This is a genomic window from Roseovarius halophilus (ex Wu et al. 2025), assembly GCF_047086965.1.
On the sequence record NZ_JBKOTX010000197.1, the window covers coordinates 1 to 10,201 of the forward strand.

11 protein-coding genes are annotated in these 10,201 nt (G+C 67.7%); 7 read left to right on the forward strand and 4 right to left on the reverse strand.

All coding sequences use genetic code 11. The features are described from left to right. Positions 1–138 precede the first annotated feature (138 nt). The 6 genes from ACH107_RS26305 to ACH107_RS26330 all read left to right on the forward strand — a co-directional run bounded on the left by ACH107_RS26305 (position 139) and on the right by ACH107_RS26330 (position 6,769). Positions 139–825 (forward strand): adenylate kinase, encoded by a 687-nt coding sequence (locus ACH107_RS26305; protein ID WP_412508602.1) that lies wholly within the window; start codon positions 139–141, stop codon positions 823–825. A 56-nt stretch (positions 826–881) separates the two neighbouring features. Continuing rightward, on the forward strand, positions 882–1,142 hold the full coding sequence (locus ACH107_RS26310; RefSeq protein ID WP_310691503.1) for a DUF4212 domain-containing protein: 261 nt from the start codon (positions 882–884) through the stop codon (positions 1,140–1,142). Between the two features lie 5 nt (positions 1,143–1,147). Further along, complete coding sequence (locus ACH107_RS26315) at positions 1,148–2,935, forward strand: sodium:solute symporter family protein (protein ID WP_412508595.1); 1,788 nt, start codon at positions 1,148–1,150, stop codon at positions 2,933–2,935. Between the two features lie 77 nt (positions 2,936–3,012). Next, positions 3,013–4,833 (forward strand): DUF294 nucleotidyltransferase-like domain-containing protein, encoded by a 1,821-nt coding sequence (locus tag ACH107_RS26320; RefSeq protein ID WP_412508596.1) that lies wholly within the window; start codon positions 3,013–3,015, stop codon positions 4,831–4,833. Between the two features lie 3 nt (positions 4,834–4,836). Further along, the gene (locus tag ACH107_RS26325) at positions 4,837–5,355 is read left to right on the forward strand and encodes a hypothetical protein (RefSeq protein ID WP_310691500.1); all 519 of its coding nucleotides are present in this window, start codon (positions 4,837–4,839) and stop codon (positions 5,353–5,355) included. 1 nt (position 5,356) lies between these two features. Next, complete coding sequence (locus tag ACH107_RS26330; RefSeq protein WP_412508598.1) at positions 5,357–6,769, forward strand: PolC-type DNA polymerase III; 1,413 nt, start codon at positions 5,357–5,359, stop codon at positions 6,767–6,769. A 1-nt stretch (position 6,770) separates the two neighbouring features. Here ACH107_RS26330 and ACH107_RS26335 read toward each other — a convergent pair whose 3' ends face one another. The 4 genes from ACH107_RS26335 to ACH107_RS26350 are packed head-to-tail and all read right to left on the reverse strand — an operon-like array spanning position 6,771 to position 9,674. Beyond that, positions 6,771–7,370 carry a pyridoxamine 5'-phosphate oxidase family protein gene (locus ACH107_RS26335; RefSeq protein WP_310691498.1) on the reverse strand — a complete coding sequence of 200 codons (600 nt, stop codon included), beginning with the start codon at positions 7,368–7,370 and terminating at the stop codon, positions 6,771–6,773. Beyond that, entirely contained in the window at positions 7,367–8,101 is a 735-nt protein-coding gene (locus ACH107_RS26340) for a lysophospholipid acyltransferase family protein (RefSeq protein WP_412508603.1), read from the reverse strand. Before ACH107_RS26340 ends, ACH107_RS26335 begins: the two co-directional genes overlap by 4 nt. Further along, on the reverse strand, positions 8,101–9,003 hold the full coding sequence (locus ACH107_RS26345) for a cell division protein FtsX (RefSeq protein WP_310691496.1): 903 nt from the start codon (positions 9,001–9,003) through the stop codon (positions 8,101–8,103). Before ACH107_RS26345 ends, ACH107_RS26340 begins: the two co-directional genes overlap by 1 nt. Beyond that, positions 9,003–9,674 carry a cell division ATP-binding protein FtsE gene (locus ACH107_RS26350; RefSeq protein ID WP_412508599.1) on the reverse strand — a complete coding sequence of 224 codons (672 nt, stop codon included), beginning with the start codon at positions 9,672–9,674 and terminating at the stop codon, positions 9,003–9,005. The genes ACH107_RS26345 and ACH107_RS26350 overlap by 1 nt, the downstream gene beginning before the upstream one ends. Before the next feature lie 178 nt (positions 9,675–9,852). On the opposite strand from ACH107_RS26350, the gene ACH107_RS26355 reads away from it, so the two are divergent. Next, on the forward strand, positions 9,853–10,201 hold a 349-nt coding region (locus ACH107_RS26355), incomplete at its 3' end, for a zinc-ribbon domain-containing protein (protein ID WP_412508600.1).

Sequence of the window (10,201 nt, forward strand, 5' to 3'; positions counted from 1 at the left end):
CTCCGGCAAGATCATGCGCCGCATCCTGCGCAAGATCGCCGAAAACGACTACGACGCCCTCGGAGATACATCAACACTCGCAGACCCCTCCGTCGTCGATAACCTCATCGAAAACAGAATGAACCGGGGGAGCGCATGATGGACGGGACCGACATGACCCCCGCCGCACCCGTTCTGATCCTGCTCGGCCCCCCGGGTGCCGGCAAGGGCACCCAGGCCCGGATGCTGCAAGAGAGCCACGGCCTTGTGCAGCTCTCCACCGGCGACCTGCTGCGTGCCGCGGTGGCCGCAGGCACCGAGGCGGGCCAGCGCGCCAAGGCCGTGATGGAGGCCGGCGACCTGGTCAGCGACGACATCGTCATCGCCATCCTGCGCGACCGTCTGGCCGAGCCTGATTGCGCGACGGGGGTCATTCTGGATGGTTTCCCGCGCACCAAGGTGCAAGCCGAGGCGCTGGACGCGCTGCTGGCCGACACCGGCCAGCGGATCAACGCGGCGATCAGCCTCGAGGTCGAGGATGCTGCCATGGTCGAACGCGTCGCCGGGCGCTTCACCTGCGGGACCTGCGGCGAGGGCTATCACGACAGCTTCAAGCCGACCACGACACCGGGCACCTGTGACAAATGCGGATCGACCGACATGAAACGGCGCGCCGACGACAATGCCGACACCGTGGCGCAACGTCTGCAGGCTTACCATGCGCAGACGGCGCCGCTGATCACCTACTATGACGCGGCCGGCGCGCTGGCCCGCGTCGATGCCATGGGGGCGATCGAGGAGATCGCCGCCGAACTGAGCGCGGTCGTGACCCGAGCCAAGGCCTGAGCCACGCCGAGACCGGGCCCGCGGGGCCGGTGGGAAAGAAAAAGGAGGGGGAACCCATGTCCCGAGACAACGACACCAATGCCTATTGGAAAACAAATGTGCGTATCATCCTGACCAGCCTCGTCATATGGGCGTTGGTCTCTTTCGGGTTCGGGATCGTCCTGCGCCCGATGCTGGCCGGCATTTCCGTGGGCGGGGCCGATCTGGGCTTCTGGTTCGCGCAACAGGGATCGATCCTGGTCTTTCTGGCGCTGATCTTCTTCTACGCCTGGCGGATGAACAAGCTCGACCGTGAACACGGCGTCGAAGAGGAATAGGACCAATGGATCAGTTTACACTCAACCTGCTGTTCGTTGGCGCGAGTTTCGCGCTCTATATCGGCATCGCGGTCTGGGCCCGGGCAGGGTCGACCTCGGAATTCTATGCCGCCGGGCGCGGCGTTCACCCGGTTACCAACGGCATGGCCACGGCGGCCGACTGGATGTCGGCGGCCAGCTTCATCTCGATGGCCGGCCTGATCGCTTTCACCGGCTATGACAACAGCTCGTTCCTGATGGGCTGGACCGGTGGCTATGTGCTGCTGGCGCTGCTGCTGGCGCCCTACCTGCGCAAGTTCGGCAAGTTCACCGTGTCCGAATTCATCGGCGACCGCTTCTATTCGCGGACCGCGCGCATGGTGGCGGTGGTCTGCCTGCTCGTGGCCTCGATCACCTACGTGATCGGGCAGATGCAAGGGGTCGGGGTGGCCTTCGGCCGTTTCCTCGAAATCGACGCCTTCTGGGGCCTGATGATCGGGGCCTGCGTGGTCTTCGCCTATGCCGTCTTCGGCGGCATGAAGGGCGTGACCTACACGCAGGTGGCACAGTACTGCGTGCTGATCATGGCCTACACGATCCCGGCGATCTTCATCTCGCTGCAGCTGACCGGCAACCCGATCCCGGCGCTGGGCCTGTTCGGCGAGCATACCGCCTCGGGCACACCGCTTCTGGCCAAGCTGGACCAGATCGTCACCGACCTGGGCTTTCGCGAATACACCGCCGCGCATGGCTCGACCATCAACATGGTGCTTTTCACCCTGTCGCTGATGATCGGCACCGCAGGTCTGCCCCACGTCATCATGCGCTTTTTCACCGTGCCGCGCGTGTCCGACGCGCGCTGGTCTGCGGGCTGGACGCTGGTGTTCATCGCGCTGCTCTACCTGACGGCCCCGGCCGTGGGGGCCATGGCGCGCCTGAACATCTCGGAGTTGATGTGGCCCAATGGCACGGATGCGCAGGCGGTCAGCGTCGAGGCGATCGAGACTGATCCCGAGTATGCCTGGATGGCAACCTGGGAAAAGACCGGCCTGCTGGGCTGGGAAGACAAGAACGGCGACGGGCGCATCCAGTACTACAACGACGCCAATGCCGATCTGCAAGCCAAGGCCGAAGCCAACGGTTGGGAAGGCAACGAGCTGACCAACTTCAACCGTGACATCCTGGTGCTGGCCAATCCCGAGATCGCCAACCTGCCCGGCTGGGTCATCGGCCTGGTCGCCGCGGGCGGTCTGGCGGCGGCGCTGTCCACCGCGGCGGGGCTTCTGCTGGCCATTTCCTCGGCCGTCAGTCACGACCTGCTCAAGGGGCAGCTGACGCCGAACATGTCGGAGAAGAACGAGCTTCTGGCGGCGCGCATATCGATGGCCGCGGCGATCGTGGTGGCGGTCCTGCTGGGCCTCAATCCGCCGGGCTTCGCGGCGCAGACGGTGGCGCTGGCCTTCGGACTGGCGGCAGCCTCGATCTTCCCGGCGCTGATGATGGGGATCTTCTTCGGCCGCATCAACAACGTCGGGGCGGTCGCCGGGATGCTGTCGGGCCTGGTGGTGACGCTGGTCTACATCTTCCTGCACAAGGGCTGGTTCTTCATCCCGGACACCAACGTGTTCACCGATGCGGACCCGCTGCTGGGACCGGTCAAGTCGACCTCCTTCGGGGCGGTCGGCGCCATGGTCAACTTCGCGGTGGCCTATGTGGTCAGCAGCAGGACCAAGGAACCCCCGCAGGAAATCAAGGACCTGGTCGAGAGCGTCCGCGTTCCGCGCGGGGCCGCGGCCGCCGTCGACGGGCACTAGCCGCGGGCGCCCTGCCGCAAAACCCCGTCCTGCCCGCGCCATTGCGGGCAGGACATCCTCTTGCAAGGCCCAGCCCCATGCCGCTGCCCCCCGACCTGACCCAGTTTCTCGCCTCGGTGCATCCCTACGACAGCCTGCCCGATGCGGCGCTGGCCGACCTGGCCGGGCGGGCCCGGGCGCTGGATTTCGCCGCTGGCGACACGGTCTTCGAGGTCGGTGACACGGTGCGCCACCTCTACGTGATCGCTCAGGGCGAGGTCGAGATCACCGACGAGACCGGCGTTCAGCTGTCCATCCTCGGGCCGCGCAATTCCTTCGGCGAACGCGCCCTGCTGCGCGGCGATGCGGCCAGCCGCACGGCGACGGTTCAGGCCCCGGCGCGCCTGATCGCGATTGCCGCCGACACCTTTTTCGAACTGATCGACACCCATGCCCCCGTCGCGCGCTTCTTCGACCGGCGCGGCCCGGAGCGGGGCCGCGACAAGGGCGTGGCGACCCTGCCGGTCGAACGGCTGATGACCCGCGACCCAGTGAGCTGCACCCCAGACACATCCATCCGAAAGGCCGCCGCCCGGATGCACGAACGCGGCATTTCGTCTGTCTGCATCGGTCAGGACGGGCGCTTTCTGGGCATTCTCACCCTGCGCGACATCAGCGGCAAGGTCGTCGCGGGCGGGGACGATCCTGCCGCACCGATCTCGGAGATCATGACCGGGGCGCCGCTGACGCTTGGGCCCAAGGCCCTGGTCAGCGACGTGCTGCACCTCATGGTGGAACGCGGCATCGGCCATGTGCCCATCGTCGAAGGCGACCGGTTGCTGGGCATCGTCACCCAGACGGATCTGACCCGCGCACAGGCCATGTCCTCGGCCGATATCGTGGGCAGCGTGGCCGGCGCCGCCGATGCCGCCGAGATGGCCCGCGCCACGGCCCGTATTCCGCAACTGCTGCTGCAACTGGTCGAGACCGGCAACCGCCACGAGGTCGTCACCCGCCTGATCACCGACATCGCCGACACCGCCACGCGCCGCCTTCTGAAACTGGCCGAGGACAAGCTGGGCCCCGCGCCCGTGCCTTATCTGTGGCTGGCCTGCGGCAGCCAGGGCCGCCAGGAACAGACCGGCGTGTCCGATCAGGACAACTGCCTGATCCTGTCCGATGACGTGACGCAGGCCGACATGCCCTATTTCGCCGATCTCGCGCGGTTCGTCAGCGATGGGCTGGACCGTTGCGGTTACTACCACTGCCCCGGCGACATGATGGCCACAAATCCGCGCTGGTGTCAGCCGCTAAAGGTCTGGCGCGCGTATTTCCGGGGCTGGATCGACAAGCCCGATGCGCAGGCGCAAATGCTGGCCTCGGTCATGTTCGACCTGCGCCCCATCGGCGGCGACGAGAGCCTCTTTGCCGGGCTGCAGCTCGAAACCCTCGAAGCGGCGGCCCGAAACTCGATCTTCACCGCGCACATGATCTCGAACTCGCTCAAGCATCAGCCACCGCTCGGCCTGCTGCGCGGGCTGGCGACGATCCGCTCGGGCGAGCATCGCAACCAGCTTGATCTCAAGATGAACGGTGTCGTGCCCGTGGTGGACCTGGGCCGCATCTACACGCTTCAGGGCCAGTTGCGCCCGGTGAACACCCGCGCCCGGCTCGAAGCCGCGATGCAGGGCGGCGTGCTGTCGAAATCCGGCGGGGCCGACCTTCTAGATGCCTACGACCTTATCGCCACGATGCGGCTGGAGCACCAGGCTGGGCAGGTCAAGGCGGGCCAGGCCCCGGACAATTTCCTCGATCCCGCGGCGCTGTCGGATTTCGAGCGCAGCCACCTGCGTGATGCCTTCGTGGTGGTCAAGACGCTGCAATCCGCCGTAGGCTCGGGCAAGGGCGCCATAGGATAAGCCATGTTCCTTGAACTCATCGCCACCGTCTTCGCGGGGATCGCCTGTGCCGGGATCGTCATGATCGTGAACCGTCTGACAGGCCGCCGCCTGCCGCGCTGGCTGACGCCCGTGGCCGCCGGGGCCAGTATGATCGCGATGACCGTCTCGAACGAATACACTTGGTTCGACCGCACCGCGGATCGCCTGCCCGAGGGCGTTGTCATCGCCACCAGGGTCGAGGAACAGAGCTGGCTGCGGCCCTGGACGCAGCTGTGGCCCTATACCAAGCGCTTCGCAGCCGTGGATACCAGCACGCTGCGCCGCAATCCCGACCTGCCCGGGCAGCGCATGGCCGATCTCTATTTCTTCGGCCGCTGGTCACCCGTCAGCAAGGCGCCGATGCTCTTCGATTGCGCGGCCGGGCGCTCGGCCCTGCTTATCGACGGCGCGACCTTCGCCGCCAATGGCAGTGTCGCCGATGCCGACTGGGAGGCCCTGCCCGAGCGCGACCCGATCCTGAGCCGCGTCTGCGAGACCTGACATGCTGACCCGCCTTGGCCTGCGCATCCGCATCTTCCTGTTTTTCTGCCTCCTGGCGGCAGGCGGGGCGGCGCTGGCGGCGGGCGCGCTCTGGCTTAGCTGGTCTCGGGCCGACGACGCCCTGCCCACCACGCCCTTCGTCACCGCCTTCATCACCTTTGCCTTCGTCAACACCGGGCTGGCGCTGGGCGTGTGGCTGCTGTTCGACGAACATGTTGCCAAGCCCATCAACAGGCTGTCGGCCGATCTGCGCCTGCGGGCCCATTCCGGTGTCGACAGCGAGGTGGACGCCGACGCGGCACGCTATCTCGGCGACCTGGCCCCGGCGGCGCAGGCGCTCAGCCGGACCTATGGCTCATCGGTGATGGACTCGGCAGCGCAGGTGGCGCATGAAACCCAGCGCCTGCGCGCCCAAAGCGAGCGCCTGACGGCCATGCTGACCGAGATGCCGATCGCCACGATCCTTCTGAACCCCGCGCAGGAGATCGTGCTTTATGACGGCCAGGCCGCCGGCATCCTGTCGCAGATCGGGCCGCCACGGCTCAAGGCCCAGCTGACCGACTATTTCGACCCGGCCAGCCTGCAAGCCGCCATGGCGCAACTGTCGGATGACAGGCCCGAGGTCGGTTTCGAGCTGCAGGACACCGCCCATGGCCGCGCCTATGACGCACGGATCAAGGCCCTGGGAACGGACGGCCACCTGATCCTGATCGAGGAGGTGCCGCACGACGGCCCGCGCCCGGCCCCGCGCCCGCTGGTTTTCGATTTCGACCTGATGACCACCTCCGAGACCTGCGAGATCACTCAGACCGCGCTTGCCGACCTCAGTTTCGTGCCCTTCGACACGGAAACCACGGGCCTGTCGGTCGAGACGGACGCCATCGTGCAGATCGGTGCCGTGCGCGTGCTGGGCGGCCGCATCGTCGAGGGCGAGATGATCGACACTTTCGTCGACCCGGGCCGGCCGATCCCGCCGGCCTCGACCCGGATTCACCGTGTGTCAGATGCCCAGGTGACGGGGGCCCCCGGCATCGGTGAGGCGGGCCGCGCCCTGCACCATTTCGCCCGCGGGTCGGTTCTGGTGGCGCATAATGCACCCTTCGATATCGGCCTGCTGCGCCGGTTCGGCCCCGAGATGGACGTCGAATGGACACATCCGGTGGTGGACACGGTCCTGCTTTCGGCGGTGGTCTTCGGCACCAACGAGGATCATTCGCTGGACGCGCTCTGCGCGCGGCTGGCCGTGACGATCCCGCCCGAAACCCGCCACACCGCCCTAGGCGACGCCCGCGCCACCGCCGAGGCGCTGGTCAGGCTGCTGCCGCTGCTGGAAGGCAAGGGGATCACGACCTTCGGCCAGCTGGTTCAGGAAACCGGCCGCCACAGCCGGTTGCTCGAAGACCTCAACGGCTGACCTACCAAAGGCTCTCCTTGGCCTGGTCCGGGTAGCTCTGGTCATGATCGGCCCCGTCGAAACCCGGATCGGCCTCTTGCAGGAAATCCCCCGCCGTGGGCAGCCCCGCCGTATCGTCGCGCGACCACAACCCGGCCCGCATCAGCGCCTTTGCGCACTGGAAATAGGCCTCTTGCAGGGTCACGACCGTCACGGTCTTCGGATGGCGGCCCTTCTGTTCGAACCGGGCCGTGTATCCTGCATCGGCGGTCACCAGTGCGTGCCCGTTCACCCGCACCACGCTGTCAGAGCCCGGCACGAGAAACATCAGGCTGACGCGCGGATCCCGGACGATGTTACGCAGGTTGTCCAGCCGGTTGTTCCCCGTCCAGTCGGGCAGCAACAGCGTGTGGTCGTCGGCGATCTGCACCACCGGGCCGTCATCGCCGCGCGGCGTGGCATCGGTGCCCTCAGGGCCGACCGTGGACAGGATGGCAAAGCGGCTGGCCCCGATCCAGGCGCGATAGGCCGGCGTCAGGCGGGTGACGACCTTGGCCAGCGACCGGGGCGAGGGGGCGCCGTAGAGAGCTTCGAGTTGCGCGAGCGTCTCGATCGGTGTCATGTCTCGATTTCCTTGAATCCGGCCTCGGCCATCAGGGCATCAGAGCGCTGCTCGACGCGCTGTTCCAGTTGCGCCATGAACTCTGGCCCTTTCAGCCCCGGGGGGATCGGATCGAGGAACTCCACGATCGCGGTGCCGGGCCGGCGCATGATCCCCTTGCGGGGCCAGAACAGGCCCACGTTGCAGGCCACCGGCACGCAGGGCTGACCCGACTCGGTATAGAGTACCGAGGACCCGACCTTGTAGGGCGCCTTGACCCCCGGCGCGATGCGCGTGCCCTGCGGATAGATGATCAGCTGGCCGGGCTCGGCCCGGCCCGCCGCCACGTCGACCACCATGCGTTGCACGGCCTGCGCGCGCTTGCCGCGATCCACCGGCACGCTGCCGATGCGCAGGGCGTACCAGCCCAGGATCGGCGCCTTCGTAAGCTCGGTCTTCATGATGAACTTGCCGCGCGGGACGCTGGAGTAGATCAGGATGATGTCGAGGAAGCTCTGGTGCTTGGCGGCGATCAGGCATTCCCCGGTCGGGGGTGTGCCGCGCACCTCGGTGCGGATGCCGACCATCCAGGGGGCGGCCCATTTCACGAAACGGCACCAGGCGTGACAGGCGGCGATGGCCCCCTCGCGGCTGCGCAGCGCCGCGGGAAGGTAGATCAGGCCATAGGGGATCATCGCGGCGTAGATGACCCCCACGAAGACAAGCGAACGGAGCCATTGGACGATCTGCATCACGACTGCCCCATTAGGCTGCGCAGGGCCGCCTGCCGAGTTGCGAAGAAGGCGACCAGCGCCGCCAGCAGCGGAATGGCCACCGGCAGCAGCCAGTGCCAGCCCTGGAACCCCAGCCCGGTGAGGAACCCGCCCGCCACATCCGTCGAGGGCAACGCCAGCACCGCCAGCGCCCCCAAAAGCGTGCCCAGTCCGGCGCCGTTCAGCGCGCGCAGGGTAAAGCGGCGCACGAAGGCCCGCGCGATATAGACATCCCGCGCACCCACCAGCCGCAACACCCGGATCACCTGCGCATTGGCCGCCAGCGCCGCATTGGCGGCCAGGGTGATCATCGCCGCCACGGTCAGCGCGATCAGCCCCATCGACACCCAGGCCAGCAGCCGCAGCCGCCCCGCCGCCCGCACCAGCGGGTCGCGCCAGCGCCCATGATCGTCCAGCACCGCGCCGGGCACCTCGGCCTGAAGCCGCGCGCGCAGGCCAGTGGGGTCATAGCCTTGGCCGTCTTCGATAATCTCGACCAGGTTCGGGATCGGCAGGGTCTCGACAGGCAGGTCGGGGCCGAACCAGGGTTCCAGCAGGGCGCGCTGTTCCTCGGGCGTCAGAGGCCGCGCCTCGGCCACGCCGGGGGTGGTCCGCAGGACCTCGAGTGCCGCCTCGGTCTGGGCCTGCATCTGGTCCTCGGGGGCCGAGATGCGCAGGGTCGAGGTGCGCGCCATTTCCTCGGCCCAGCGGTCGGCCAGCCGCCCCGTGGCCAGTGACATGGCCAGCGCGAAGACCGCAAGAAAGGCCATGGCCGCCGCCGACAGCACCGTCAGGCGCGCGGTAAACCCGGTGGGCGGCACCACCCGGTCGGCCTGCGGGTCACCTGCCAGAAGCCCGAGCATGCGGCGCAGCCGCTCCATCACAGGTGCGCCCCCGCGGCCTGTATACGCCGGTCCTTGAGCCGCAGAACCCGCGCCGCGACATGGATCTTGGTCGCGCGGATCAGCGACAGGTCATGGGTGGCGATCAGCACGGTCTTGCCCAGGCGGTTGAGCTCGACCAGCAGGGTCATCAGGCGCTTAGACATGTCCCAGTCGACGTTGCCGGTGGGCTCATCCGCGAGGATCACGTCGGGCGACATGATGACCGCCCGGGCCAGGGCCGCGCGCTGGCGTTCGCCGCCCGACAGCTCGGGCGGCAGGCGCCCGGCCTGCCCGCGCAGCCCGACCCAGCCCAGCAGCGCCTCGAGGTCATCAGGCGATCCGTCGCGGCCCGAGACGGTCAGCGGCAGGGCGATATTCTCGGCCACGGGCAGATGATCCAGAAACTGGCAGTCCTGGTGCACCACGCCCACGCGGCGGCGCAGCTGGGAGACCGCGTCACGACCAAGCGCGCGCGTGTCCTGCCCGAACAGGCGCACCTGTCCCGCCGTGGACTTCAATTCACCGTAGCAAAGCTTGAGCAGGGTGGTCTTGCCCGCCCCCGACGGCCCGGTCAGGAAATGGAACGACCCCGGCGGCAACGACAGGGTAACGGAGGAAAACAACTCTCCGCCGCCGTAGCTGTATGCGACATTGTCCAGCTCGATCACGCCCGTATCTCCCTGCTGGGGGGTGTTCTGGCGGAAAAGCCACCTGTATGCAATTGGCCACGGGGGAAAACCGCCAGAGGCGCGGCGCGCGCAAATCCTTTGCGCTGCCATCGGCCTGCGGCTAGGATTCCGCGGCAAGAGCAGCAACACCCCCCGAAGCGGGGAAAGGATCCGACAGATGCGGCTGGCATGTTCTAACTGTGGCGCAGAATACGAAGTTGACGACGATGTCATCCCGGGCAGCGGCCGGGACGTACAGTGTTCCGACTGCGGCCATACCTGGTTCGAGCAGCCCGCCCGGACGGACCCGGACCCGCAGCCGGTGCCCGCGCAGGAGACCGATCCCAGTCCCGAGCCCGACCCTGTCCCCGGGTCGGTGCAGCCGCCCGAACCCGCGCAGGATGCGGACACGCCCCCCGCCCGGCGCAAGCTGGACCCCGAGGTCGCGGACATCCTGCGCGAGGAACGCGAGCGCGAGGAGGCCGCCCGCCGGGCCGAGGCCGACCGCCTGGAAAGCCAGGCGGACC